This window comes from Kitasatospora sp. NPDC096204, assembly GCF_044763205.1.
Lineage (GTDB): Bacteria > Actinomycetota > Actinomycetes > Streptomycetales > Streptomycetaceae > Kitasatospora.
The window spans coordinates 128,948-152,271 of the sequence record NZ_JBIWFT010000007.1 but is presented as its reverse complement, the minus strand read 5'-3'; the positions used below and the strand labels follow the sequence as shown (position 1 = coordinate 152,271).

The following is a 23,324-nucleotide window of genomic DNA, read 5'->3' as shown; positions in this document are numbered from 1 at the left end:
GGCGGGGCGCGGGCACAGCGGTTCGGCCCGGTGGCCGAGAAGGCCGACCGGACAAGGCCGACCGGACAAGGCCGACAGGAGAAGGGTGCCCGCGGGGCCCGCTACTGCGGCGGCAGGCCGAGGGTGGGGAGGTGGTCGGCCATCAGCAGGGCGACGAGTTCGCGGCGGCTGCCCACGCCGGTCTTGTGGAGGATCGCGGTGACGTGCTGCTGGACGGTCGGCACTGTCAGGTGGAGGAGGGCCGCGATGTCCTTGGTGCTGGCGCCGCGCACCGCGTGCAGGGCGACCTGCTGTTCGCGCGGGGACAGGCCGTGGGCGAGGATCGCCAGCGGCAGGCGCTGGACGGGGGAGGCCGGGGAGGCGACGACGGCGACGCCGCCGCGGCGGCCGTCCAGCGGGGAGGCGTGCAGGGCCAGCCACTGGCCGTCGGGGGTGCACACCCGCATCTCCGTGGGGCCGCCGCGGCGGGCGGCCAGGCGGGCGACGGTGAGGAAGCCGCTGGGCACCCCACCGGTGTGGGCGGTGGGTTCGGCCATCCGCCCGATCAGTTCGCGGGCCGCCGCGTCCGCCGAGCGCAGCCGCCCGTACCCGTCCAGGATCGCGACGGCCGGGGTGTGCGCGGGCTGCGGCGGGCCGGCGCTGCGCAGGGCGGCGAGGTGGGTGCCGCGCAGGGCGGCGCCGATGGGCGCGGCGACGCGTTCGGCCAGGCGCAGGTCGGACAGGTCGTAGCGGCCGCGGGCGCGTTCGCGCATGAATGCCGCGGAGCTCCAGCGGCCGCCGCCGAGGTCGAAGTTGATCCGCAGTTCGTCGCCGTAGCCGCAGGGGTTGAGCAACTCCCGGTAGCGGACGCTGCGTTCGGGGCGGCCGTCGGTGGCCCGGTCGATGGTCTGCACCCGGTGGCCGGCGGTGCGGATCGCCGCGAAGGTGGTGGCGTCCCCGCCCTGGAGCTCCAGTTGCACGGCCTGCTCGAACTGGGCGAAATCGAGGCCGTCGGCGACGGTGGAGGTCGGGAACCCGGTGACCGGGTCGTTGCCGTGCCAGCAGCCGCCGTCGAAGCCGAGCGGTTCCTGGAGCAGGGCGTGCAACTCGCGGAACAGCTCGGCGGCCGGTAACCCGGAGGACGCCAACTCACCGATGGATGCCAGGACTTCCCGCTCAACGTCACGTCGTTTGGCCACGGACGGAATACTACGGAAGCCGCGGCCCGGCGTCCGGTGAACGGACGAGGAGGACGGGTACGGGCGAGGAGACGCCGGTACGGACGAGGAGAGGCCGGTACGGACGGTGGACGCGGACCTACAGCCGCTCGCGCCACCAGGCGACCGTCGCCCGTACCTGCTCCTCCAACGGCGTCGCCCGCACCGCGAACGCCGCCTCGTACGCGGAGCAGTCCACCACGAACGACCGGTCGAACTGGTAGCGCACCTCCCACAGTTCGCGCAGCAGCGGGGAGAACAGCCCCGCCACGGCCAGCACCGCCGCCGGCAGACGGCGCACCGCGACCCGGCCGACACCCGCCTCGGCGGCCAGCCGGTCGACCATCGCCCGCACCGGCAGGGCGGGGACGGTGGGCACGTGCCAGGCCCGGCCCCAGGCCCGCTCCTCACCGGCGAGTTCGACCATCGCCCGGGCCACGTCCGGCAGGTAGGTCCAGCTGTGCACGGCGTCCGGGTCGCCGACGACGCCGAGCGGGCGGCCCTTCAGCAGATTGGGCATCACCCGCGCGCCCAGGTGGCCCCCGTCGGTGACGCCGGGGCCGAAGAAGTCCGAGGCCCGCACCTCCACCGCCCGGATCCGCCCGGCCTCGTGCAGCGCCCGCGCCCGCTCCCAGGCCGCCGCCCGCACCCGCCCCTTGGGGCCGGTCGCGGCGAGCGGCAGGTCCTCGGTCATCGGGCCGGCCACCGGCCCGTAGCCGTACAGGTTGCCGAGCATGACCAGCACCGCGCCGCTCTCCTCGGCCGCCGCGCACAGCGAGTCGGCCAGCGCCGGCCACAGCCGCGTCCAGCGCGGCAGCGGCGGCGCGGCGCAGCCGTGGACGGCGACGGCGCCGCGGGCGGCCTTCGCCAGCCGTACGGGGTCGCTCGCGTCCAGGGCGAGGTGCTCGACGCCCGGGACGGCCGGCCCGGCGGGGGCCCCGGTACGGGTGACGACCCGCACCTCGTGGCCCTGTTCGGCGAGCAGACGGGCGGTGGCGGCCCCGGCGGGCCCGTGTCCGACGACCAGGTGGAAGCTCATCCGCCACACCCTAGCCGCGTTCCAGGACAGGGCCGTGACACATAATCGGTAGGGCAATCGTAAAAGTGGATCTATGCTGTCGGGCGTTCATAACCCCTTCACACGAAGCAGGTCTGCCCTCGATGAAGTTGCCCCGGGTGTCCGCCGTCGTCGCTGCCGCCGTCCTGGCCCCCGCCGTTCTCTTCCCCACCGCGGCCTCGGCCTCCGAGGCCCCCAAGCCGACCGGCATCTCCGGCCCCGACACCGGCTCGGACTCCGCCAAGGACACCGCGCCCGAGCAGGGCGACGCGCAGGAGCAGCGCGACCGAGCCGAGGTCGAGCGCATCCTCGCCGAGTCGCCGGCGGAATCCTGGAGCAGGGTGCACGAGGGCGCCGAGAAGGCTCTCAAGGGCACCGCCGCCGACCTGCGGCACTTCCTGGAGGTCGAGCTCGACGGCCTGCGGAAGTCGGACAACCGGCTCCTGACCGCCCGGATCCACAGCGCCGGCGGCCCGGCCGTCAAGGCGGCCGCCCGTGCCGCCATCAACGGCGGCGACGACGCCATCGCCGAGTTCCTGAAGACCGGCCAGTACACGGCCCGCGCCGAGGACGAGGACCGCGCCCGGGTCGAGGCCATCCTCGCCGACCCGAAGACCGGCCCCGGCGTGCGCAAGGGCGCCGAGCAGGCCCTCCAGGGCGGCGCCGCCGAACTGCGCCACTTCCTGACCGCCGAGCTGCCCAAGCTGCGCGGCGACGACAACCGGCTCAAGCTCTCCCAGCTCATGTCCGCCGGCGGCCGGGCCGTGCGCGAGGCGGCCGGCAGGGCGCTGGACGCCGGCACGGACGAGGCCGTCGAGGCGTTCCTCAACGAGGGCTTCGCCAAGGCCCAGTTCGAGGACGACCGGGTCGACATCCTGCGCGTCATCGCCGACAAGGAGAGCAGCTCGTACACCGTCGAGGCCGCCCAGAAGGCCATGGACGGCAACGCCGAGGCCGCGCGGCACTTCATGACCGTCGAGCTGCCGCGCCTGCGCGCCGACGACAACCGGGTGAAGCTCTCCCGGCTCATGGACGCCGGCGGCCCGGCGGTGCGCGCTGCGGCCGGCAAGGCGCTGGACGCCGGTACGAACGAGGCCGTCGAGGCCTTCCTCAAGGAGGGCTGGGCCAAGGCCCGCGCCGAGGACGAGGCCGCGGCCGCCAAGCCCGGCAACGGAACCGGCAGCGGCAACGAAACCGGCAGCGGTACGGGCACCGGCACGGGCACCGACGGTTCCGGGCAGCAGCCGCAGACCGTCCAGCCCGCCGGCCTCACCGAGACCACCACCGGCACCGGCACCGGGACCACCGCCCGTACGGGCAGCACCGGCACGGGCAGCACCGGTACGGGCACCGGCACCGGCACGCTCGCCGCCACCGGCACCGACGGGCTCGGCTGGGAGGCCGGCGGCGCCGCCGCCGCCCTCGCCGCGGGCGCGGCGCTGGTCGTGGCCGCCCGCCGCCGCTCCACCGGCTCCACCGAGAGCTGACACTCCCTCGCGTCCCCGGCCGCCGCCGAGCACCACTGCGGCGGCCGGGGACGCGCCACGTCCGGCACCGCCACGTCCGGCACCGCCAAGGCCCGACGGCTCAGTCGCCGTCCCCGCCGTCCCCGCCTCCGCTCACCCGGCGGGGCCGGTTGCGCTGGTAGCCGCGCACCGCCCGCCCGGCACCGAGGGTGAGCGCCGCGACCACCCGGGCCCAGCGCGGCCCGCCCCGGTCGGCCCACACCACGCAGCCGCACCCCGCGACGACCAGGACCAGCACCCCCACCAGAACCGCGCCGACCACCACGACCACCCGCCCTCTCGCGCAAAGTCTCTCTGTCCGTGTGACGGGTGGATCGTCCCACCCGGTTCGGCCGCGCGGGCGCACGCTGTGCCAGGATGCGGTAGCCGAACGGCCCAGGTCACCGCATCGGCCGTCCGCCGCACCGCCCCGCACTGCCCGTACCAGCCGCACCCGAGGAGACACCCGTGGCCACTGCCCGGTTCGCCACCCTGCACACCACGGCGGGCCCGATCCGCCTGGAGCTGTTCCCGTTCCACGCGCCGAAGACGGTCCGCAACTTCACCGAACTCGCCGAGGGCACCCGGGAGTACACCGACCCACGCACCGGCGAGCCGGGCCAGGGCCCGTACTACGACGGCACGCTCTTCCACCGGGTGATCGCGGGCTTCATGATCCAGGGCGGCGACCCGACCGGCACCGGCACCGGCGGCCCGGGCTACACCTTCGCCGACGAGTTCCACCCGGAGCTGTTCTTCACCAAGCCCTACCTGCTCGCGATGGCCAACGCCGGCCCGGGCACCAACGGCTCCCAGTTCTTCATCACCGTCGGCACCCCCACCCACCTCAACCGCCGCCACACCATCTTCGGCCAGGTCGCCGACGCCGCCTCCAAGGCCGTCGTCGACGCGATCGCCACCACCCCCACCGCGGACGACCGCCCGCTCGAGGACGTGGTGATCACCTCGGTCGAGATCGAGCACTCCTGACCCCGGCGGCCGGTTCTTCGGGAACGCCGACGACCGGACACGATCGAGGGGCGGTCCCATGGAGACCGCCCCTCGATCGGGCATCAGCCCACTGCGCACACCGGGTCACTTCGGCGGGAGCGGGCAGGCGATCCAGTTCACGCCGATGTCGTTGGCACTGGCGAAGTCCGGTGCCAGCGCCGCCTGGTCGCTGCGGCGGACACCGGCGGTGAACCCGGTGCTCTTGGCGTTGTAGATCCCGGGCACGCACAGCTCGGCGGCTATCCCGCGGTGACCCCGGGCTTCGTGGTGCCGGGAGCCGGCGATCGGGAGGCGTCAAAGGGGGCGTCAAAGGGGGTCGTCACAGGGGGCGTTCACGCACGCGGCCCTGCCCGACCGGGGTCGGGCAGGGCCGCGGGGTGGGTCGGCGTGCCATGGGGTGGGCGCTCGTCCGGGGGATCAGAACCCCGGGGGCACCGCGGCCCAGTGCTGGGCGAAGGTCGAGGTGTAGATCCTGATGGTGACCTCGGTGCCGATGGTCGCGCCCCCGGTGAGGTAGAGGGCGGGGCGGGCCGTGAGCGAGACCGTGAACAAGCCCTGCGACCAGTAGCGCACGTTCCACTGCTGGTTCACGTTGTTCTTGTCGCAGGTCTGGAGCGTGACGCGGCTCCCGGCACCGCTGGTCGGCGCGGTCAGGCACGTGCCCGTCGCCCTGTTCTCGATGAGCTGCTTGCCGGTGGGGCCGCTCATGCTCCAGAACTGGCGGTTGTTGTTCGGCTCACGGTCGGCCATGACGACCGTGCCGCTGCTGTTGACCTCCATGGCCTTCACGACGCTGGGGGAGGTCGGCGGCAGGACTTCGAGCCGGAACCAGTTCCGGGCCTGCGGGGCCGGCGGGGCGGTCGGCGGGGTGGCTGCCGCGGCCAGGCCGGGGGTTGCGGCCAGCAGTGCGGCGGTGACGGCCGCGGTCGCGATGCGCTTGGCGGGAGACACGGTTGTCACTCTCATGTGGGTTGTCCCTTGTGGGGTGTCCGAGAGGAGTGCGGGTTCGTCGGCGGGGGATGGTGCCGGAAGCCCTGCGGTGACGGGGTCGCGCCGGGGGCCGCCCGAGCGATCCGGGCGCTGACCGCCCCGGCTGCCGGGCCTCCTGGGCCCGTGGGCACGGAGGTGCCTCGTGCCCACCCGACCAGGCTAGCCAGATGTCCGGCGGCCCGCAGCTCAGCGGGAAGGCGCAGTCGCGGGCGCGCGGGGGTGTCGAAGGGCCTGCCGGGAGCGGGGGACGTCCGGGGGCGTCCGGGGGCGTCCGGGGGGATCGCTACTTCACGGTGCGGAAGAACCACTGCTGGTTTTCCTGCGCCGCATAGGTCCGCAGGACGGCTCTGTTGCTGCCGGCTCGTGCGCCCCCGGTGAGGGCGAGGGAGGGGTGGTCCCGGGGCGAGACCCGGACCTCGCCGGGCCTCACGGAAACCAGGACCCACTGCTGGTGCGTGTTGTTCTTGTCGCAGGCCTGGACGGTGACGGGGCTCAGGGTGTCGCTCGGCGCGGTCAGGCACGTGCCCGTCGCCCTGTTCTTGATGAGCTGCCTGTTGCCGGTGCCGCTCAGGCTCCACTGCTGGTGTTGGCTCTCGGGGTCGACGGCGGACACGACGACCTTGCCGCTGCTGTCGACGTTCAGTTGCCTGGCCGGGGTGTTGTTCGGGTGGATCCTGAACTGGTGCCAGGTCTGGGCCTGCGGGGCCGGCGGGGCGGTCGGCGGGGTGGCTGCCGTGGCCAGGCCGGGGGTTGCGGCCAGCAGCGCGGCGGTGACGGCGGCGGTCGCGATGCGCTTGGCGGGAGACAGGGTGATCGCTCTCATGTGCTGTCCCTTGTGGGGTGTCCGAGAGGAGTGCGGGGCGGGATCCTCGACGGGTGGCGTCGGAAGCCCTGCGGGCCACGGGGGCGTCTGAGGGGGCGGATCGCTGACCGCCCCGGCCGTTGGGCCTCCGGGGGCCCGGCAGGCACGGCGGTGCCTCGTACCCACCCCGACGACAAGGCTAGCCAGCTGCCCGGCCGCCCGCAGCTCAGCGGGAAACCACAGGTCGCGGACGTGCGGTTTCCCGCTGAGCCGCAGGCAGCGGTCCGTCAGCAGATGGGGCAGCCGGGAACGGCCGGAATCACCGGAGGGGTGTGGTCGCCGCGGAGCCAGTCGGTGAGCCACTCCGCGAGGGTGAGGTCCTGCGGTGCCAGCCAGTGGCGGTCGCAGGCGTTCTCGTCCCCGCCCCACATGCGGCCTTCCGGGGTGCTGAGGTCGATGCACCACCAGATGACACCGCCGAGGGTCGCCAGCGGCAGCACGTTGCGCGGATGGAACCCGTCCTCCCCGGGCGGCTGGGAGAGCCACGTTCGGTAGAGGGTCGTCAGGGACACCTCGTTGCTGAACCGCTGCTTGGTGTCGGTGAGTGACACCACACCGCACGGGACGCTGCCGCGACGGCGGAGGGCGCCGCCGTAGGGGCCGAAGCCCCCGTCGGCCGCCTCGCAGTAGATCCTCCGGAGCAGCGGCTGCATCGGAAACCCGGTGAGGGCCTCGAACTCGTCCGCGGCCTGTGCCGGTGCGGGTCGGGGGAGGCGGCGGACCTTGGCGAAGTCGCGGATCCTCGCGACGATCTCGTCGTCGGTCCAGGCAGGTGAAGTCACGGAGGAACCGTAGCGGCAGCCGTCTTGCACCGCTGACGGCGCCGGCGACCGCGACCACACGTCGGGGCTCCGGCCGGCCGGAACCCCGACGCTCATGCGACGCCCCGGCTCAGGTCAGCACTCGTACAGGCTGCCGCCGTCCGGGAGCAGGGTGTCCTTCACCCAGCCCTCCAGCGAAGTGCCGCTCTTGCGCAGGTGCGTCCACGTCCCTTCGCTCTGCGTCGTCGTGTAGCAGTGGTAGAAGACCTGGTCGCCCGGGTTGAGGACGCCCACGATGCCGCACGTCGTACCGGCCGCCGCGTGCGGGCCCGAGCGGATGTTCACGCCGCTGCGCGTGATGGTCTTCGGGTTGCTGCCGTCGGGGTCCAGGTTCGACCACGCGTGAGAACAGCTGAGGAGACCGGCCTCCCCGGGGGTCCCGGCCGTGGCCACCGTCGGGGCCAGCCCCAACGCCGTGCCGGCGACCAGGGCGGCGGCCAGCAGGGCCGCGCTCTTCCTCATCGACATGTGCTCCCTCTCTCTCGCTCTCGGAACCGTGGCCGTCTGCGGTGCGTGGACGGTCACGGTTCGCGGTGGGGCGGACGCGGGGCCGTGAGGTGCGCTGCTAACCCCCGGCGCCCGGCATCCGTGTTCAGGCTGCACGCCGGCGCGTCCGCTCCCCAACGCGATTCGGTCTGGCCCGAACACCAGTTGGTCCGAACATCGGTTGGTCCGAACACCGGTGGTCCGGGCGACCGCGCGGTCCGTGGCAGCGCGGACGTGCGGAACCCGCGGAGTGCTCGGCGGCGGCCCGGGAATGTCGACGGGCGCTGTTGCGGGACCGGGACCGGGACCGGGACCGGGGCCGGGGCCGGTCAGGGTCGTGCGAAGGGCGCATTGAGCAGCGCGATGCCGGTGGGGGTGGCGACATGGGCGGTCGACTGGCGGTCCCGGTGGGTGTCGATCAGGCCCGCGTTGCGCAGTGTCGTGGCGTGCTCGCTGGCGCTGGCCTTGGCGATGCCGACGAGCGCGGCGAGTTGCTGGGTCGAGCAGCCCGGGTGACGGGCGATGGTGCTGAGCACCGCGGCCCGGGTGTGGCCCAGTACGGACCCGACGGCGTCGACCGCCGGCGCCGCCCGGCCGTCGCCGGACGGGAGGGCCGCGAACAGCGGTGTGGCCGCGCCCTCCTGGAGCTGGGCCACCGGATAGCTGAGGACGGGTTGCGGCACCGCGTCGACGTCGACGACCGGGGCCTCGACTCCGAACACCGACGGCTGGAGCAGCACCCCCTGTCCGGCCAGGTGCACGTCGGCGTCCAGGCCGGAGACCATCGCGATCTCCAGCACGGGTGCCCGCCAGCGGACCCGTCGCGGGTTGATGCGCGCGAGAACGGCTTCGACGCCGCCGCCGAGCAGCTGGCGGGAACGCACCGCGGCGTCGGCGGCGGCCATGGCCTGGACCTCCCGCCAGTGGGGGAGGAGGGCGTGGTCGGCCACGTGTTCCAGGCTGTCGCACAACTGCCGTAGCAGCAGCGGGTCGTCGGGCAGCCGGTGGGCCCAGGAGGGCATGGCCTGGTGCTGGGCGGTGTTCTCCAGGCTGGTTCGCAGGCGGTTGCGGGGCGTGGAGCGGATCTGTTCGATCAGCTCGGCGGGTGTCGCGGCGTTCGTGCCGCTCAGGAAGTCGGTGATCCGCCCGCGCGGGGGCATCAGCGCGAAGACCATGCGCGAGGCGGGACGCAGGGCGGACAGCGTGCGGTGGCGCCAGGCCCCGAGCCGTACCGGATGGGTGCGTTCCTGGAGTTGCCGTGCCGCGGTGCCCAACTCGATGCAGGGCGCGGGTCTGTCGGCGATGCGGGTGCGCGCGAGGTCCTCCACGGTGAAGTGCATGCGTAACGGCACGTCGTCGCCCTCTCCCGCTCGCCCGAAGCCTGGCCGGTCCCTGCCGGGTGTGCTGCCCGCGCTTCCGCTCCTGACGGCCATCCTCGCCGAGAGCGGGCACGTGGGCCAGAGGGGCGGGGAGGCGAATTCCCGTTCAGTGAGGGTCAGTTGGCCCAGGTGATGCGGAGTTCGCGTTCGCCGAGGGGGAGGGTGAGGACGGGGGCGTCGTCGAGGTCGCGGATGATGTCGCGGCTGGCACAGGGGCCGGTGAGGCGGCGCTCCAGGACGTGGTGCTGGAAGCGGGACATCGGCAGGCGGTGGAGGGAGTTCCAGATCCGTTCGAGGCTGTCGGCGTTGCAGGTGTGGACGGTGGGCGGGCGCAGGCCCGGGATCTCCACGCGGATGTCGTGGTCGGCCCTCACGCGGCGGTCACCTCGGACCAGACGATCTTGCCGATCGGCCGGCGCGGGGAGCAACCCGTCTCCTTGGAGAGGGACTTGACGAGGTGCAGGCCGCGTCCGGCCTCGCCGTCGAGGGTGAGGGCGCGCAGGACGGGTTCACGGTCCCGGCGGGCGTCGTGGACTTCGATGCGCAGGCAGGTGGGGGCGGGGTCGAAGTCCGGGTCGTAGTCGAGGGAGAGGGAGAGGTGGATGCGGTGGCCCGGCGGGGTGCCGTGCAGGAGGGCGTTGGTGACGAGCTCCGAGACGATCACGAGCCCCGAGTCGAGGAACTGGTCGCCGTTCGGGGCGGAGTCGAGGAGCGAGGAGAGGAGGGTGCGCCCCTCGCCGGGGGCGCGCCGGCTACGCGGCAGCCAGATGGCGGAGCAGGGGGTGGAGGACATGGCGAAGACACCTTCCGGGAACGGGGTTTGAAGCCATGCGGAGGCCGGGCGGAAGCATGGGAATGCCCGGCGGTAGGCGGTCGCGGTCACTCAGACGACCCGAAGGACTACTCCCTGTAGATTGCCCTAGTGGGGCAATTGCATGCAAGCGCTTCTGTCATGCAATTGCATGATCATGGGGTGAGACTGAGCCCCCAGGAGGGGTGGCAAACTATGCAAGGAAGCGAACGGCCAGGGAGTGTGACGCATGGGCAGTCCGACTGTGCTGCGGCGTAGGCTCGGCGGCGAGCTTGGCAAGTTGCGCGCATCGCGCGAGCTGAACGCCAAGGACGTGGCTGCCGCGCTGGGTTGGTCCGCTTCGAAGCTGAGCCGTATCGAGAGCGGCCTGGTGCCACTGCAGGAGCGGGACGCTGCGAAGCTCTTGGCGCACTACGGGGTGACTTCAGCCGATGAGGTGAAGCACTTCCTCGGCTTGACGCGCCAGAGTCGCCAGCAGGGCTGGTGGCATGCTTACGGCGATGCTCTGCCGGACTGGTTCCGCGCCTACGTGGGCTTCGAGTCGGACGCGGCGAAGATCGTGACCTATCAATGCGAGCTGGTTCCAGGACTTCTCCAGACCGAGGCCTACGCGCGAAGCGTCATCCGGGCCATGAATCCGACCGAGTCCGCCGAAGACGTCGAGAGGCGAGTTGCACTGCGGATGGATCGTCAGCAGATCCTGGATCGCCATGAGCCACCACAACTGTGGGCCATCATCGGCGAGGCCGTCATCAGGCGGCCAGTCGGCGGAAGCCAGACCATGGCTGAACAGTTGAACCACCTCGCGGCGATGGCAGACGAGCGGCCCAACATCACTATTCAGGTCCTGCCGTTCTCTGCTGGCGCGCACGCCGCTATGGGCTCCTCGTTCTCCATTCTCTCGTTCAACGACATCCCCGGCAGTGTGGCGTACTCCGAGGCGACCACCAGCAGCATCTACTCGGAACGACCTCATGAGATCGCCCGCCACCAGGATTCCTTCGACCGTCTCATGGCGTCGTCGATACAGCCTGAGAGGTCAATCGCTTGGTTGAAGGAAGTCGCAGAGGAGAACTCCCGGTGAGTCACGAGCACCACGACGCCAATTGGCGCAAAAGCACATACAGCAATGGCCAAGGTGACTGCATAGAGGTGGCCGGCGGCATTGCCGGCATCATCCCGGTTCGCGACAGCAAGGACCCCGACGGCCCGGCCCTCGTCTTCTCCCCCGAGGCGTGGTGGGCCTTCGTGGTGGGCGTTCGGGCGGGCGATTTCCCGGCCGGCTCCTGAAGTCCCTCTCACGGGCGGCGTGCTGGGTCTCCACCTTGCACGATCGCGGTGAGGAGCCGGTCTGGCCGGTCTGCTGAGCAGGCGTTTCATCGGGAGATGAAACGCCTGACAAGGCGGCCTCGAGCGCGGGATGCTGACAGGCACGTCTACTCCGGGCGCAAGGATGCGCAAGCTATGCGACAGGAGAGGTAGCCATGGGCCTGGAGTTCTTCGGAATCGACCCTGAGACCAACGAGGAAGGCTCGCCCACCGTCTGGGCGGACGTGGCTCAGCGTCGGCTCGTGATCCAGAGCGACACCGTCACCGGGGCCGAGTTCGCGGAAGTCAACGAGACCGAGTGGGTTGCCGGGCACAAGGTCGGCGTACCCGACCACGAGTCCGTGATCAGTATCCCCGAGCGAATGATCCCCATCATCAGGAAGGCTTGCGATGCCATCGAACGTGCCGGACTTCAGGACCCTGCTCCGGGAGACGAAGAAGTCGGCCGTGCATCTGGAGATGCGTGATCAGTACAGCGTCGGCGACGAGGCCGACCAGTTCGCCGCATGGAAGGCCGGACACCGGTACTCCCTGGAGAACCGGGCCGAGTGGTGGCATCCGTTCCATGACTTCGTGGTGGAGACCATCGCCCGTGGGGTGACGATCCGGCGTGCCCGGATCGTGTCGGAGCCTGTCACCGAGTACATCCGCTACGAGCACTCCCACACGTTCACCAACATCGCGGCCGGTGAGCAGATCCGATGGCTGCCCCGGAGCCGGGCGCTGGACCTTGCGTTGCCAGGAGCCGACTTCTGGTTGTTCGACAGCCGGATCGTGCGGTTCAACCTGTTCACGGGCGACGGTGAGTGGGCTACTCCCCGGAACGTGATGACCGAGGAACCGGCCACCGTGGATCTGTGCGCGAAGGCTTTCGAAGCCGTGTGGGAACGAGCGGTACCCCACGAGGACTTCGAGGTCTGAGTCAGCTCCGAACCGCCCGGGTGGACAGCACATGCCATCGTCGTCTTCGTCCAGCGTCGTCGCCGCACGGAAGGCCATCGCCGACCAACTGGTCGAGATCCGCAAGGACGCCGGACTCAAGGGGAGCGAGCTGTCCACCCTGTGCGGTTGGCATCCGGCCAAGACCTCTCGCATCCAGTCCGGCAAGGCCGCCCCGTCGGAAGACGACATAAGGGCCTGGTGCACGGCCTGCGGCGCCGGCGACCGGATCCCCGACCTGATCGCGGCATCCCGCGCCGCCGATTCGATGTACCAGGAGTGGAGGCGCCGGAACAGCTCCGGCATGAGGCTCGCGCAAGAGAAGGTCATCAGCGACTACGAGCGCACGAGGCTCTTCCGGATCTACGTCTCCAACGTGCTCCCCGGCTTCTTCCAGACCGCCGAGTACGCCACGGCGCTCATGCAGTCCATCACGGACTTCCAGGGCACCCCGAACGACGTCGCAGCGGCCGTACCGGCGCGCTTGGCGCGGGCACGGCTCATGTACACGGGGACGCGCCGGTTCGCGGTCCTGATCGAAGAGTGGGTGTTGCGAACCAGGATCGGCAGCGCGGAGGACATGGCCGCTCAGCTCCGCCACCTGCTCACGTTGATGTCGCTGCCCTCAGTCTCCATCGGGATCATCCCGGCCGGCGGCCCGCGAGCCATCTGGCCCCTTGAAGCCTTCTACCTCTTCGACGATCAGCGGGTGGCGGTGGAGACCCTGACGGCGAAGGTCAACGTGCTCCAGCCCAGAGAGATCACCGACTACATCCGGGCCTTCATGGGACTGTCGGGCATGGCCGTGTACGGGGCGCAGGCCAGGGCGCTGATCGCCGCCGCCGTTGCCTCTTTGGAGTGATGAACCGCAAGAAGGCGCAAGTTCGTTGAGAGCGCCACACCGGGGCTCCTACGGTCTGTCACGCACCCCGCCGCCGGCGGGCGCACTCGCACCACCTCACCTGCCGCACCATCCCGACCCGAGGGAGGCGCACCATGACCGCTTCGTCATTGAGGTCCCCGAACACGGTGCTCGCCAACGCCGTCGAGGACGCCGTGGACGTCCTGCGGCCGCGCATCGCGGACTCCGACATCGAGAACGTCAGCTTCTCCGTGGGCACCCAGATCAACGGGCACCCGCACCTCGGAACCCACCTCGTCCAGAGCCTCGCCTTCCTCCTCGCCGAGCGCGCCCGCGACGAATTCGGCCTCGACACCGGCGTGGAGTTCTGCGCGCTCGACAACTCCCCGGCGGAGACGACCAACGTCGGCGGGCGGTGCTACCAGCGGGCCTACGCCCACCACCTGGGCGCCGACGCGATCTCCTCGCTCGTCGCCCGGCACTACCTGCCGCTGTTCGACGCCTGCCGCGCCCGGACGAACGTGCCGTACACGGTCACGACCTACACCCGCCAGCAGGACACCCCGGCCTTCCGGGCCGAGTTCCTGCGGACGCTGGAACTCCTCGACGAGATCGGCGCCTGGCTGTCGCCGAACAGCGGCACCGCGCACATCCGGCTGCCCTGCCCCGACTGCGGGTGGGCGGAGAAGTACGCGGACCGGACGCGGCTGCTGGAACTGGACGGCGCCGGCGGCCTGTTCGAGGCACACTGCTTCGAACACGGCCCCTACGAAGCCGACATCACCCCGCTGGGCGGCGGCTACCTCGACCTCGCCACGCTCTACCGCAACGTCGTCAAGGAACGCTCCTGCCGGCCCGGCGACCGCACCCTGCACGTCATGGTCAAGGGCGGCGACTGGGCCTTCGGCTGCCAGCTCGTCGACGGCGCGCACGCCGCCCTCGGCCTGCCCGCCGGACCCCTGCCCGTCCGGATCTTCACTCCCCAGATCCTCGGCAGCGACGGCGGCAAGCTCTCGAAGAGCCTGCTGCGCGAAGCCGCCGACGCCGGATTCGCCCGGGACGACACCACCCCCGCGTGGCTGCTCGACCCCTCGGCCTGGCCCGGCACCCGAGAGGACTACGTCGAAGCGCTGACGGGCCTCGGCGAACTCGTGCTGAGCGACCCCAGGCACTTCTTCCGGTCCTACACCACAACCGCATTGGAAGACCTGATGAGCACCCGCCAGCCCGCCACGTACGACTCCCAGGCGAAGCGCCCCCGCACCATGCCGATCTACCGGCAGTACTTCGACCTGATCGCCAAGGGCGAGAAGACCGTCGAAGTCCGGGTCGCCTACGAGTCCGTGAAGCGGATCAGGGTCGGAGACCTGATCAACTTCACCTGCCGCGAGTCGAGTTGCCTGACCAGGGTCACGCGGATCGGGAAGTACCGTACCTTCAGGGAGATGTTCGGCACCGAGCGGGTGGAAGCCGTCAACCCCCACGCCACCGAGGCCGAACAGCTCGAAGCGATCCACGCCATCTTCCCGCCCCACAAGGAGGCGCTGGGCGTGCTCACCTTCGAGATCGAACGGGTGGACCCCCGGTGAGCTCCCCGCGCCGCCGCAATGTCCTGGTGATCTGCAAGGGCAACCACTGCCGGTCCCCGATCGCCGCGCTGATCATCGCCCAGCAGGCCGGGGGCACCCTCCACGTGCGCTCGGCCGGTACCAGGGACTGGCATGTCGGCAAGCCTGCCCACCCGCTGATGATCCAGGCCGCCGCCGGCTTCGGCTACGACCTGACCGCGCACCGCGGCATCCTCCTCGACCGGCATCAGCTCGACTGGGCGCACGACCTGCTCGCCATTGACGACGAGACCGCCGACACCGTCCGGGCCCTCGCCGGACCCGACCGCCCGGTGCACGTCCTCGGCGCCGGCATCACCGACCCGTGGGGCGGCGAACTGGAGGACTTCGTCCGGGCCGTCGCGGAGATCCAGGACGCGGCCCGGCTGTTCCACACCGCCTGACCGGCACAACACGTACTTCCTGCCGGGCGGCCCCGCGGAGCACGCGGGGCCGCCCGGCCTGGCCGGTGTGCCGGGCCCTGCACTGCTCGCTTCGCGGATTGGCCCAATTCGGCTGAGCTGACGCTGACTTGACTTCTTCCCGCCTACCATCGAGGCGTGCTGACGCGATGGGGGAGTCGGGTGCGCCGGAACCCGGTGCCGGGGGCGGTCGGGGTTGCGGTCCTCTGGCAGGCGACGATCGTGGTGGTGGCGAAGTCGCTGCCGCCGATGGAGCCCGGATGGTTCCCGCAGCTGGGGCCGACCGTGGTCAACCTGGCGGGTGCGGTGGTGGTGCTGGTGCTGCTCCGAGCCTGGGGGATGTCGGCAGCCGGCGGGGTGACGAGCCTTGGCGTCATGGCGCGCTGGCCGGCCCTGCTGCCGGTGGCGGTGCCGGCGGGCCTGGCGGCGCTGCCCGGGATCGAGGGCAGTACGGCGACCCTGGTGGGCGGGGTGGTGCTGATGCTCAGCATCGGGGTCAGCGAGGAACTGGGCAGCCGGGCACTGGTGCTGGAGGTCGCGCGGCCACTCGGCCCGGTGCGTGCGGCGGGGCTGACGGCGGTGCTGTTCGGGGTCGGGCACCTCGACAACTGGCTGTTCTTCGACGCCCCCCTGGGCAACACGCTCTGGCAGGTGGTGGAGGCCGGTGCGTTCGGCTTCTGCCTGTGCGGCGCGCGCCTGTACATCGGGAGCATCTGGCCGCTGGTCCTGGTGCACGGGCTGTCCGACTACCTGCAGATCTACTCGCCCGGGAAGACGCCCGACTGGCTGCAGGCACTGGGCGTCGTCGTCGACCTGGCGCTGGGACTGGTACTGCTGCTCCGAGCTCCGACCGCTCCGGTTCCTGACCCGCCGGGAACGGTGCGCCCCCCGGTCCAATCCTGACGTGCTCCCTCGGGCGGCCCCGCGGAGTGCTCGGGGCCGCCCGAGACCGCGAGCGAATCGTTCAAGACTCCGCCCCGACCACCCGCCCACACTGGCCGGATGACCACGACCGACACCTTCACCCCCGCCGCCGGGCGCCTCGCCCTCGGGCTCTACGACCCGATCGTCTCGCTCACCCGCGAACGCCTCTGGCGCAGCCTGCTCGCCATGCACGCCGCACCCCGACCCGGCGACCTGATCGTCGACGTCGGCTGCGGCACCGGCTCCCTCGCCCTCCTGCTCAACCGGGCCGAACCCCGGGCCACCGTCATCGGCGTCGACCCCGACCCCGCCGTGCTGCGCCTCGCCCGCCGCAAGGCCGCGGCGGCGGGCGCCACCGCCGACTTCCGTCACGGCATGGGCGACGCGGTGGACGGCCTGGTCGGCCCCGAGACGGCCGACACCGTCGTCTCCAGCCTCGTCCTGCACCAGTGCCCGCTCCCCATGAAGCGGGCGATCCTCGCCGCCATGCACCGAACCCTGCGCCCCGGCGGCAAGTTGGTGATCGCCGACTACGGTAAGCAGCGCACGCCGGCGATGCGCCTGGCCTTCCGGATCGTCCAGCTCGTCGACGGTAAGCAGGACACCCAGCCCAACGCCGACGGCATCCTGCCCCGGCTGATCGCCGAGGCGGGCTTCGAGGACGTGCGCGAGGTGGAGAGCGTCGCGACGGTCACCGGCTCGATGTCCTTCTACACCGCGCGGCGGGCCGGCGGCTGAACGTCCCTGCCCCCGACGTCCGTTCCGCGCAGGGCGGGCAGCACCTGCGTGGGCGTCAACCCGGTCAACTCCCGCATCCAGCGGGTGAAATGGGCCTGGTCGGCGAACCCGCCCACGGCCGCCGCCTGCGCCGGCGAGCAGCCGTCGCCGAGGGCCAGCGCCGCCCGGGCCAGCCGCTGCCAGCTGCGCCAGCGCGCCAGCGGCACCCCCAACTGGCGCTGCGCCAGGGCCCGCAGACGCTGCGGGGACAGCCCGACCCGGGCGGCGAGACCCTCCAGCGGCACCTGGTCGTCGGTCAGCGCCGCCATCGCCGTACGCAGCCTCGGGTCCAGCCCGGTGGCGGGCCGCCCGCCACCGGGCCTGACCTCCCGCTCGGTCAGGCCGTGCCACTGCGGGGCCACGGTGACGCCCTCGCCGCAGCCCTGGCGCAGCCGGTCGGCGAAGGCGCAGTGCGGGTCGACGAAGAAGACCAGCACCTCCCGGACCGGGCACATCCGGTGGCGCACCATCGGCGGCACCACGATCGCGGGCCCGCGGTGGCGCTGCCCGGCCGCGTCGTCGATCGCCAGCCGCCCCGAAGCCCCGCCCGCGACGGCGACCTGGAAGGTGGCGTGCCGGTGGAAGGCGCTGTCCGCCAGCGGCCCCCGGTACAGCGCGTACCCGGGGCCGACGGCGAACCGCGACCCGGCCCCGGGCGCCGCCGCCCTCACAGGCCCGACTCCCGGGCCCGCCCGGCCAGGCGGACGGCGAAGTACGGTGCGGCGGCCAGCCCGAGCAGGGCCAGCACGATCCAGAACGGGACCCCCAGCGGGCTCGGACGGCCGGTGACCATCCGCCCGCCGTCCTCCAGCCAGACCCGGGTCTCGTGGCCGTCCGGGTACGGCCCGTCGACCGGGCGCTCCTCGCTGAACCGCTGTCCGTCCACGCTCCAACGGTAGGTGCAGCCGTACGTCCTGGCGCCCAGGCCGCCGCCCTCCACCGGCAGTCGGCCCGTCACCCGGCAGTGCGTCACCACCGCCGGCACGCTGCGCGGCTCGTGCGCCCGCACCCGGACGGTGTGGACGGCCTGGGCCGCCGCGAACGCCGTACCCCAGACGGCGGTCAGCAGCAGTACCGCCCACAGGCAGATCGCCGTGTGCGCGTCGCGGCCGGCCCTGCGGCGCAGCGGGACCGAGGCGGCCACGCCCACCGCCAGCGCGGCGGCGCACAGCCACGCCGGCCACCCGTCCGCCGGCTCGTCCTGCGACCACGCCCACACCGCCGGCACTCCGGCGGCGGCCGGCACCGTGAGCGCCGCCGCCGCGGCCGTCCGCGCCCACCGGCGGTCGCGCTCCTTGCTGCTCGCCACGGTTCGTCCCCCTTCCCCCGGTTCCCCTGCCCGTTTCCGACGCCGTGGCGGCCCCGCGGCGGGCCTTCGTGCCGAGCGGTGACGGGACCGCGACATCGTCACGGGCCGGGGGCGGGGAAGGCGATGTTCGAATCGATGTGTCGACTCTGTGTCATCACCGCAGGACAGCGGCCCATTGCGGTTCGATCACGGTGTGTCCGATTCGTCGAACATTGGGGGAAAGTGTGGTGGTTGATTTTGTTGGCAGTGGTGTCGGCGGGCTCTCATAATTCCTGCCGACACGCGTGACGGAAGCCCCGGAGAGCCCCGATGGGGGAGTGGGGCCCGCGCGTGAGATTCCGCATTCTTCCTGGGGGGATCCCTTTGCCCGAGCCCGAGAACGAGGGCGCCGCCGCCGGGCCACCGGCACCGGCCGAACCGGCTGTCGCCGACACCGCCGCCGACGCTGCCGGCGGTGCCGGCGGTGCCGGCGGTGCTGCAGCTGACGCCGCTGTCGCCGACGCCGCCGCGCCCGCGCCGGAGCAGGCGCCCGTACCGCAGCCCGCCCCGCGCCGGCTGCCGCGCGCCGTGGGTGTCGCGCTGGCCACCGCCGGCCTGCTCGCCGTCACCGCGGCCAGTGCCGCCGTGACGGTCGCTGTCGGCAAGCCCGACGCCCGCCCGGCCGTGGCCGCCTCCGCCCCGCCGAAGGCGGTGGCGAGTGCGAGTGCCAGTGCGAGTGCCGGCGCGAGTGCCGGCGCGAGTGCGACGCCCTCGGCGGAGCCCGTCCCGGTGCCCACCGCCGTCCCGGCCGAGCCCGCCCCGGCCAGCACCGTCAAGGGCACGGTCAAGAACGGCCAGCACGAGGGCGACCTGCGCTACTTCCTGCTGCCCATCCCGGCCGGCGGCGAGTCCTACGGCCCCGCGGACGGGATGGCCCTGACCAACGACGACGTCTCCGCGCTGTTCGGCAAGCAGGACGGCATCATGGACATCCTCGGCTCGTACGGCTACAAGGGCGGCGCGACCCGGATGTACCGGACCGCCGACGGCAAGGCCGAAGTCACCGTCACCATCCTGCAGTTCGGCTCCACCGCGATGGCGCGCGACTTCGTCAAGGGCTACAAGATCAAGTCGCTGGAGCCGTTCGACATCGACGGCGACCCGGGCGGCCACGGCTACCTGCAAACCCCCAAGCACGAGTCGTACACCGGCTCGATGAGCGGCATCTCCAGCCAGGGCGACGTCCAGTACACGATCGACGTCGACGTGAAGGGGACACCCGACAAGGCGCTGCTGTACGAGCTGATGAAGCGCCAGCGCGAGTGGCTCACCACCGGCGGCTGAGCCCGGCTCCCGTCCGCCCGCCCTTTCCCCTTCTTCCTCCTCTGGAGCCACTTCCGTGACCACCGAACCCGCGGAGCCGTCGCCCGCCGCGCCCGCCGTTCCGCCGTCGCCCGTCGCGCCGCCCGTCGCGCCGCCCGTCGCGTCGCCCGTCGCGTCGCCCGTCGCGTCGCCCGTCGCGCCGCCCGTCGCGCCGCCCGTCGCGCCGCCCGTCGCAGTGGAGAACAACGAACTCACCGTCCCCGCCGAGCCGTTGACGGACGAGGCCGCCCCCGCCCCGCGCGCCCCGCGCCGCCCCCGCCCCGTGCTGCTGAGTGCCTGCGCCCTGGTGCTGGGCACCCTGGTCGGCGGCGGCGTCGGCTACGCCGTGCAGGCCCAGCGTCCGCCCACGCCGCTGCCGCCGCTCCAGGTCGCCCACCCGTCCTACCCGGCCGACACCGTCGACCCGGCCGCCCTCGCCGCCGAGCAGCCCAAGCCGCTCGCCATCGACGGCGACCTGACCAAGCTGCTGGTCAGCGCCCCCGAGGGCAGCACCCCCTGGGGCGACTTCCCGGACAAGCCGGCCTGGATCTCGATCGGCGAACTCGCCGAGGAGAGCGGCAACGAGGCCAAGGTGTTCAAGGAGCTCGCCTCCAGCGGCTTCCGGCGCGCGGCCGAGGTGGCCTGGAAGAAGGACGACGTCCGCTACCGCGTCACGCTGATCCAGTACACCGCCGACCACGCCGAGATGGCCAAGTCCCTCTCCTGGCCGGCCTTCGCGGACGGCGCCAGCGGCGGCTACAAGGTGGACGGCATACGCTACCCGTGGGCGGACAGCAACGACTCGTACTACCTCGGCGAGGCCTACGCCAAGCGCGGCCCGCTGCAGATGAAGGTCGAGGTCTTCGGTGCCCAGCCGGTGAACCCCGACATCCTCAAGGACATCGCCAAGCGGCAGTGGGAGCGGCTGGTATGAACGACGACACCGTGACTGCCGCACCCGCCCCGGGCGCGCCCGAGCCGGCGCCCGACGCCGTGACGGTCGAGACTGCCGACCCCACGATGCCGGTCGACCCCGCCGGGCCCGCCGGGCCGAGCCCCGCCTCCCGCCGGCTGCTGCGCGCGGGTGCCGCGACCGCCGCGGCCGCGCTGGTCGGCGTGGCCATCGGCATCGGCATCATCAAGACCCAGTACGACGACCCCGCGCAGGCCACCGCCGCCGCCCCGTCCACCGCTCCCACTCCCACCGCGACCGCCACGCCGTACGGCGCCAAGTCCAACGGCAGCCACTTCGGTTCGCTGCGGGACCTGCTGCTGCCCGTCCCGGCCGGTTACGAACTCGGCCCGGACGACGGCGGCTACGGCAACGACACCGAGCTGAACGGCGAGCAGCTGTCCGCCGAGCTGGAGTCCGACCTCCAGCAACTCCCCAAGGAGAAGCGCGACAAGATGCGCTCCTACTGGGAGAGCATGCACGTCAAGGCCACCGGTGTGCGCACCTACCGGGCCGCCGGGGACGACCTGGTGGTGGGCCTGCGGCTGCGCCAGTTCAACCAGCAGGAAGTGCAGCGGATCAACGAGTACACCGCGGTCTTCACCGGCGACACCGGGCTGTTCCGGATCGGCCCGGCCATCCCCGGCCACCCCGAGGCGCACTGCTACCTGATGCCCGCGCCGCCGTCCGCGCCGATCGACTACCTGGAGTGCTCGGCCGCAGAGGGCGACCTCCTGGTGATCATGAGCGCCGAGGGCGTGGCGCCGCTGCCCAAGGACAAGATCGTCGCCCTCTTCACCCTCCAGCTCGACCGCCTCGCCCGCCCGGGAGCGTCCGTATGACCGACCACGCCACCCCGCCGCCGCCCGCGCCGCAGGATCTCCCCGTCCCGGACGCGCTCGCCGCAGCCGAGGCCGCCCCGGCGGGACCCGAAGCCCCGGCGGGACCCGAAGCCCCGGTGGGAGCCGAGGCCCAACCGGCCCCCGAGGCCCCGCTGGACCCCGCCGTCCTCGCGGAGCAGGAGGCCCGCCGCACCCGCCGCCGCAAGGCCGCGGTGCGCTGGAGCTGCGCCGCCCTGGTGTTCGCCCTCGCCGGCACCGGCACCGCCCTGGCCGTCACCGCGCCCGAGCGCACCGACCTGCCGGGTCTGGCCACCGCGAGCGACGGCCGCTACACCTTCGCGCCGCTGACCCTGCCGCCGCTGCCCGCCGGCAAGAACGCGCCGGACGGCCGGGGCACGTCCCTGCACCACGCGGACCTGCGCCACCTGCTGCTGCCCGCGCCCAAGGAGGCCGGCGGCTCCCTGACCCCGCCCGTCTTCCCGGCCCCCACCCCGGCGCCCACCGCCTCGGGTTCGCCCACCGCCTCCCCGGCGCCGACGCCCTCGGCCTCCGCCGCCGCGCCCTCCGCCACGCCCGCCCCCGGCTCCGAGGTCGCCCCGTGGGTGCCCTGCGACGCGCTCGCCGACGAGCAGCAGGACGCGGTCAAGACCCGCGTCCTGCTGCTGGAGGACGCCTGCCGCGCGGCCACCGTCCGGGAGTGGACCGCCTCCGACGGCACCCGCACCCAGATCCGGCTGCTGCGCTTCAGCTCCTCCAAGGAGTCCTGGGACGCCTTCGCCGACCTGCGCGGCAAGGGTCGCCCCAAGGCCGCCGCCGACACCAAGAGCACCCCCCGCGACGACTGGGACACCCTCGACGGCGTCAGTCTCACCACCGTGGAGTCCACCGCGGCCGGCACCAAGGGCACCCCGACCGCCCGGGTCGCCTACCTCTCCGCCTCCGACCTCCTCGCCGTCGTCACCATGACCAACCCCACCGGCGTCCCGATCGCACCCTTCCGACAGGTCGTCACCCTCCAGTCCGATCTCCTGGCCTGACCCCACTTCAGCCACAGGGCCGGTTCCCCCCGGGGGAGCCGGCCCTGCCGCGTTCCCCGGCGCTCCGCCCCCGGCCGTCCGTCCCCGCCGTCTGGAACAAGACCGGGATATTTCCCCCACCAGCCCGTGAACGACCCCCACTTACGGTGGTCACACGCCGGAGAACCGCACACCCGAACGACCACAGGAGAGCCCACGCGCACGCGCCGCCTCGTCCTCACCGCCACCGCCACGGCCTGCGGACCGGACAACAGCGACGCGGCCGCACCCGCCGCCACCGGCCCCGCCGCTACCGGACCCGCGGCCACCGCCGCGGCACCCGCCGCCACGGCGCCCGCCACGCCCGCCCCGGGCCAGGCCGCACCGACGAAGACCGCCGCGCCCAAGTCCTCCGCCGCCCCCGGCGCCCCCTCCGCGCCCGCCGCCGACAAGAGCGGGTACGGCCACGTCTGCGGCGCCAACGACCTGGACTTCGGCGCGAAGAGCGAGACCCAGGCAGGCGGCTACATCCTGATCAGCGCCAAGGCCAAGCCGGGCATCACCTGCACGCTGCCCGCGAGCCACCCCGTCATCGCGTTCGGCTCGCGCGGCATCGAGGCCGCGCCCGTCGAGCACGGCACCGGGGAGCAGATCACCCTCAGCGGCGCCAAGACCGCGTACGCGGGCGTCATGGCCAAGACCACCAAGGGCAACCAGGCGGTCGAGTTCACCGACGTCATCATCGGCATCGGCAACCCCGACCCCAACCCGGCGAGCGTCCCCGTCGGCACCACCCCGGTCGACAAGCCGGCCGTCACCAACTGGCACACCGCGCCGAAGGACGCCGTACCGGTGAGCTGACGTCACGTCATATCACGGGGCTCTG

At 72.6% G+C, this 23,324-nt stretch carries 29 protein-coding genes; 16 read left to right on the top strand and 13 right to left on the bottom strand.

Annotation, left to right across the window (positions count from 1 at the left end; all coding sequences use genetic code 11):
• Nucleotides 1–101: 101 nt before the first annotated feature.
• A complete protein-coding gene (locus ACIQ87_RS10025; RefSeq protein ID WP_402404271.1) occupies nucleotides 102–1,178 on the bottom strand; it encodes a LuxR C-terminal-related transcriptional regulator in 1,077 nt (358 codons plus the stop codon).
• Nucleotides 1,179–1,296: 118 nt separating this feature from the next.
• Entirely contained in the window at nucleotides 1,297–2,235 is a 939-nt protein-coding gene (locus ACIQ87_RS10020) for an NAD-dependent epimerase/dehydratase family protein (RefSeq protein ID WP_402404269.1), read from the bottom strand.
• Between the two features lie 122 nt (nucleotides 2,236–2,357).
• Between ACIQ87_RS10020 and ACIQ87_RS10015 the strand changes: the two genes are divergently transcribed.
• Nucleotides 2,358–3,740 carry an ALF repeat-containing protein gene (locus ACIQ87_RS10015; protein WP_402404266.1) on the top strand — a complete coding sequence of 461 codons (1,383 nt, stop codon included), beginning with the start codon at nucleotides 2,358–2,360 and terminating at the stop codon, nucleotides 3,738–3,740.
• Nucleotides 3,741–3,840: 100 nt separating this feature from the next.
• Here ACIQ87_RS10015 and ACIQ87_RS10010 read toward each other — a convergent pair whose 3' ends face one another.
• Nucleotides 3,841–4,041, bottom strand: coding sequence for a hypothetical protein (locus ACIQ87_RS10010; RefSeq protein ID WP_402404263.1), 201 nt, complete (start codon nucleotides 4,039–4,041; stop codon nucleotides 3,841–3,843).
• A 185-nt stretch (nucleotides 4,042–4,226) separates the two neighbouring features.
• On the opposite strand from ACIQ87_RS10010, the gene ACIQ87_RS10005 reads away from it, so the two are divergent.
• On the top strand, nucleotides 4,227–4,748 hold the full coding sequence (locus tag ACIQ87_RS10005) for a peptidylprolyl isomerase (protein WP_402404260.1): 522 nt from the start codon (nucleotides 4,227–4,229) through the stop codon (nucleotides 4,746–4,748).
• A 105-nt stretch (nucleotides 4,749–4,853) separates the two neighbouring features.
• Here ACIQ87_RS10005 and ACIQ87_RS10000 read toward each other — a convergent pair whose 3' ends face one another.
• The 8 genes from ACIQ87_RS10000 to ACIQ87_RS09965 all read right to left on the bottom strand — a co-directional run bounded on the left by ACIQ87_RS10000 (nucleotide 4,854) and on the right by ACIQ87_RS09965 (nucleotide 10,100).
• A complete protein-coding gene (locus ACIQ87_RS10000; RefSeq protein ID WP_402404258.1) occupies nucleotides 4,854–4,994 on the bottom strand; it encodes a hypothetical protein in 141 nt (46 codons plus the stop codon).
• 192 nt (nucleotides 4,995–5,186) lie between these two features.
• On the bottom strand, nucleotides 5,187–5,720 hold the full coding sequence (locus ACIQ87_RS09995) for a ricin-type beta-trefoil lectin domain protein (protein ID WP_402404256.1): 534 nt from the start codon (nucleotides 5,718–5,720) through the stop codon (nucleotides 5,187–5,189).
• Nucleotides 5,721–6,042: 322 nt separating this feature from the next.
• On the bottom strand, nucleotides 6,043–6,582 hold the full coding sequence (locus tag ACIQ87_RS09990) for an RICIN domain-containing protein (protein ID WP_402404253.1): 540 nt from the start codon (nucleotides 6,580–6,582) through the stop codon (nucleotides 6,043–6,045).
• Between the two features lie 266 nt (nucleotides 6,583–6,848).
• Nucleotides 6,849–7,403 carry a hypothetical protein gene (locus ACIQ87_RS09985; RefSeq protein WP_402404249.1) on the bottom strand — a complete coding sequence of 185 codons (555 nt, stop codon included), beginning with the start codon at nucleotides 7,401–7,403 and terminating at the stop codon, nucleotides 6,849–6,851.
• A 114-nt stretch (nucleotides 7,404–7,517) separates the two neighbouring features.
• The gene (locus ACIQ87_RS09980) at nucleotides 7,518–7,904 is read right to left on the bottom strand and encodes an SH3 domain-containing protein (protein ID WP_402404247.1); all 387 of its coding nucleotides are present in this window, start codon (nucleotides 7,902–7,904) and stop codon (nucleotides 7,518–7,520) included.
• A 353-nt stretch (nucleotides 7,905–8,257) separates the two neighbouring features.
• Complete coding sequence (locus ACIQ87_RS09975) at nucleotides 8,258–9,280, bottom strand: ArsR/SmtB family transcription factor (RefSeq protein ID WP_402404244.1); 1,023 nt, start codon at nucleotides 9,278–9,280, stop codon at nucleotides 8,258–8,260.
• Nucleotides 9,281–9,423: 143 nt separating this feature from the next.
• Nucleotides 9,424–9,681 (bottom strand): hypothetical protein, encoded by a 258-nt coding sequence (locus ACIQ87_RS09970; RefSeq protein ID WP_402404241.1) that lies wholly within the window; start codon nucleotides 9,679–9,681, stop codon nucleotides 9,424–9,426.
• The gene (locus tag ACIQ87_RS09965; RefSeq protein WP_402404238.1) at nucleotides 9,678–10,100 is read right to left on the bottom strand and encodes an ATP-binding protein; all 423 of its coding nucleotides are present in this window, start codon (nucleotides 10,098–10,100) and stop codon (nucleotides 9,678–9,680) included. Before ACIQ87_RS09965 ends, ACIQ87_RS09970 begins: the two co-directional genes overlap by 4 nt.
• 247 nt (nucleotides 10,101–10,347) lie before the next feature.
• On the opposite strand from ACIQ87_RS09965, the gene ACIQ87_RS09960 reads away from it, so the two are divergent.
• From ACIQ87_RS09960 to ACIQ87_RS09920, 9 genes are all read left to right on the top strand, one after another.
• Entirely contained in the window at nucleotides 10,348–11,202 is an 855-nt protein-coding gene (locus tag ACIQ87_RS09960; RefSeq protein ID WP_402404235.1) for a helix-turn-helix domain-containing protein, read from the top strand.
• Nucleotides 11,199–11,408 carry a DUF397 domain-containing protein gene (locus ACIQ87_RS09955; RefSeq protein ID WP_402404232.1) on the top strand — a complete coding sequence of 70 codons (210 nt, stop codon included), beginning with the start codon at nucleotides 11,199–11,201 and terminating at the stop codon, nucleotides 11,406–11,408. Before ACIQ87_RS09960 ends, ACIQ87_RS09955 begins: the two co-directional genes overlap by 4 nt.
• Before the next feature lie 194 nt (nucleotides 11,409–11,602).
• The gene (locus ACIQ87_RS09950; RefSeq protein WP_402404230.1) at nucleotides 11,603–11,914 is read left to right on the top strand and encodes a hypothetical protein; all 312 of its coding nucleotides are present in this window, start codon (nucleotides 11,603–11,605) and stop codon (nucleotides 11,912–11,914) included.
• Entirely contained in the window at nucleotides 11,838–12,368 is a 531-nt protein-coding gene (locus ACIQ87_RS09945; RefSeq protein WP_402404227.1) for a DUF6879 family protein, read from the top strand. The genes ACIQ87_RS09950 and ACIQ87_RS09945 overlap by 77 nt, the downstream gene beginning before the upstream one ends.
• A gap of 31 nt (nucleotides 12,369–12,399) precedes the next feature.
• Nucleotides 12,400–13,248, top strand: a complete 849-nt coding sequence (locus ACIQ87_RS09940) for a helix-turn-helix domain-containing protein (RefSeq protein ID WP_402404226.1) — start codon at nucleotides 12,400–12,402, stop codon at nucleotides 13,246–13,248.
• Nucleotides 13,249–13,382: 134 nt separating this feature from the next.
• Nucleotides 13,383–14,837: an ASCH domain-containing protein gene (locus ACIQ87_RS09935; RefSeq protein ID WP_402404223.1), complete on the top strand. Its 1,455-nt coding sequence runs from the start codon at nucleotides 13,383–13,385 to the stop codon at nucleotides 14,835–14,837.
• Entirely contained in the window at nucleotides 14,834–15,259 is a 426-nt protein-coding gene (locus tag ACIQ87_RS09930) for a low molecular weight phosphotyrosine protein phosphatase (protein WP_402404220.1), read from the top strand. The genes ACIQ87_RS09935 and ACIQ87_RS09930 overlap by 4 nt, the downstream gene beginning before the upstream one ends.
• A 156-nt stretch (nucleotides 15,260–15,415) precedes the next feature.
• The gene (locus ACIQ87_RS09925; RefSeq protein ID WP_402404217.1) at nucleotides 15,416–16,180 is read left to right on the top strand and encodes a lysostaphin resistance A-like protein; all 765 of its coding nucleotides are present in this window, start codon (nucleotides 15,416–15,418) and stop codon (nucleotides 16,178–16,180) included.
• Between the two features lie 99 nt (nucleotides 16,181–16,279).
• On the top strand, nucleotides 16,280–16,939 hold the full coding sequence (locus ACIQ87_RS09920) for a class I SAM-dependent methyltransferase (RefSeq protein ID WP_402404214.1): 660 nt from the start codon (nucleotides 16,280–16,282) through the stop codon (nucleotides 16,937–16,939).
• Here the strand turns inward: ACIQ87_RS09920 and ACIQ87_RS09915 are convergent.
• Nucleotides 16,912–17,649, bottom strand: coding sequence for a helix-turn-helix domain-containing protein (locus ACIQ87_RS09915; protein ID WP_402404212.1), 738 nt, complete (start codon nucleotides 17,647–17,649; stop codon nucleotides 16,912–16,914). The genes ACIQ87_RS09920 and ACIQ87_RS09915 overlap by 28 nt on opposite strands.
• Complete coding sequence (locus tag ACIQ87_RS09910) at nucleotides 17,646–18,287, bottom strand: hypothetical protein (RefSeq protein WP_402404210.1); 642 nt, start codon at nucleotides 18,285–18,287, stop codon at nucleotides 17,646–17,648. Before ACIQ87_RS09910 ends, ACIQ87_RS09915 begins: the two co-directional genes overlap by 4 nt.
• A gap of 363 nt (nucleotides 18,288–18,650) precedes the next feature.
• Here ACIQ87_RS09910 and ACIQ87_RS09905 point away from each other — a divergent pair, with 363 nt between their 5' ends.
• The 5 genes from ACIQ87_RS09905 to ACIQ87_RS09885 all read left to right on the top strand — a co-directional run bounded on the left by ACIQ87_RS09905 (nucleotide 18,651) and on the right by ACIQ87_RS09885 (nucleotide 23,299).
• Nucleotides 18,651–19,610, top strand: coding sequence for a hypothetical protein (locus tag ACIQ87_RS09905; protein ID WP_402404207.1), 960 nt, complete (start codon nucleotides 18,651–18,653; stop codon nucleotides 19,608–19,610).
• 55 nt (nucleotides 19,611–19,665) lie between these two features.
• The gene (locus ACIQ87_RS09900) at nucleotides 19,666–20,562 is read left to right on the top strand and encodes a hypothetical protein (protein ID WP_402404204.1); all 897 of its coding nucleotides are present in this window, start codon (nucleotides 19,666–19,668) and stop codon (nucleotides 20,560–20,562) included.
• The gene (locus tag ACIQ87_RS09895; protein WP_402404201.1) at nucleotides 20,559–21,422 is read left to right on the top strand and encodes a hypothetical protein; all 864 of its coding nucleotides are present in this window, start codon (nucleotides 20,559–20,561) and stop codon (nucleotides 21,420–21,422) included. Before ACIQ87_RS09900 ends, ACIQ87_RS09895 begins: the two co-directional genes overlap by 4 nt.
• Nucleotides 21,419–22,459 (top strand): hypothetical protein, encoded by a 1,041-nt coding sequence (locus ACIQ87_RS09890; RefSeq protein ID WP_402404199.1) that lies wholly within the window; start codon nucleotides 21,419–21,421, stop codon nucleotides 22,457–22,459. The genes ACIQ87_RS09895 and ACIQ87_RS09890 overlap by 4 nt, the downstream gene beginning before the upstream one ends.
• A 126-nt stretch (nucleotides 22,460–22,585) precedes the next feature.
• A complete protein-coding gene (locus ACIQ87_RS09885) occupies nucleotides 22,586–23,299 on the top strand; it encodes a hypothetical protein (protein ID WP_402404196.1) in 714 nt (237 codons plus the stop codon).
• Nucleotides 23,300–23,324: the final 25 nt, after the last annotated feature.

What these genes read in the sequence shown, in the direction of transcription:
- ACIQ87_RS10020 (WP_402404269.1), bottom strand. Translation starts at nt 2,235, where the DNA reads ATGAGCTTCCACCTGGTCGTCGGACACGGGCCCGCCGGGGCCGCCACC.
- ACIQ87_RS10015 (WP_402404266.1), top strand. Translation starts at nt 2,358, where the DNA reads ATGAAGTTGCCCCGGGTGTCCGCCGTCGTCGCTGCCGCCGTCCTGGCC.
- ACIQ87_RS09990 (WP_402404253.1), bottom strand. Translation starts at nt 6,582, where the DNA reads ATGAGAGCGATCACCCTGTCTCCCGCCAAGCGCATCGCGACCGCCGCC.
- ACIQ87_RS09980 (WP_402404247.1), bottom strand. Translation starts at nt 7,904, where the DNA reads ATGAGGAAGAGCGCGGCCCTGCTGGCCGCCGCCCTGGTCGCCGGCACG.
- ACIQ87_RS09965 (WP_402404238.1), bottom strand. Translation starts at nt 10,100, where the DNA reads ATGTCCTCCACCCCCTGCTCCGCCATCTGGCTGCCGCGTAGCCGGCGC.
- ACIQ87_RS09960 (WP_402404235.1), top strand. Translation starts at nt 10,348, where the DNA reads ATGGGCAGTCCGACTGTGCTGCGGCGTAGGCTCGGCGGCGAGCTTGGC.
- ACIQ87_RS09950 (WP_402404230.1), top strand. Translation starts at nt 11,603, where the DNA reads ATGGGCCTGGAGTTCTTCGGAATCGACCCTGAGACCAACGAGGAAGGC.
- ACIQ87_RS09945 (WP_402404227.1), top strand. Translation starts at nt 11,838, where the DNA reads ATGCCATCGAACGTGCCGGACTTCAGGACCCTGCTCCGGGAGACGAAG.
- ACIQ87_RS09940 (WP_402404226.1), top strand. Translation starts at nt 12,400, where the DNA reads ATGCCATCGTCGTCTTCGTCCAGCGTCGTCGCCGCACGGAAGGCCATC.
- ACIQ87_RS09935 (WP_402404223.1), top strand. Translation starts at nt 13,383, where the DNA reads ATGACCGCTTCGTCATTGAGGTCCCCGAACACGGTGCTCGCCAACGCC.
- ACIQ87_RS09920 (WP_402404214.1), top strand. Translation starts at nt 16,280, where the DNA reads ATGACCACGACCGACACCTTCACCCCCGCCGCCGGGCGCCTCGCCCTC.
- ACIQ87_RS09895 (WP_402404201.1), top strand. Translation starts at nt 20,559, where the DNA reads ATGAACGACGACACCGTGACTGCCGCACCCGCCCCGGGCGCGCCCGAG.
- ACIQ87_RS09890 (WP_402404199.1), top strand. Translation starts at nt 21,419, where the DNA reads ATGACCGACCACGCCACCCCGCCGCCGCCCGCGCCGCAGGATCTCCCC.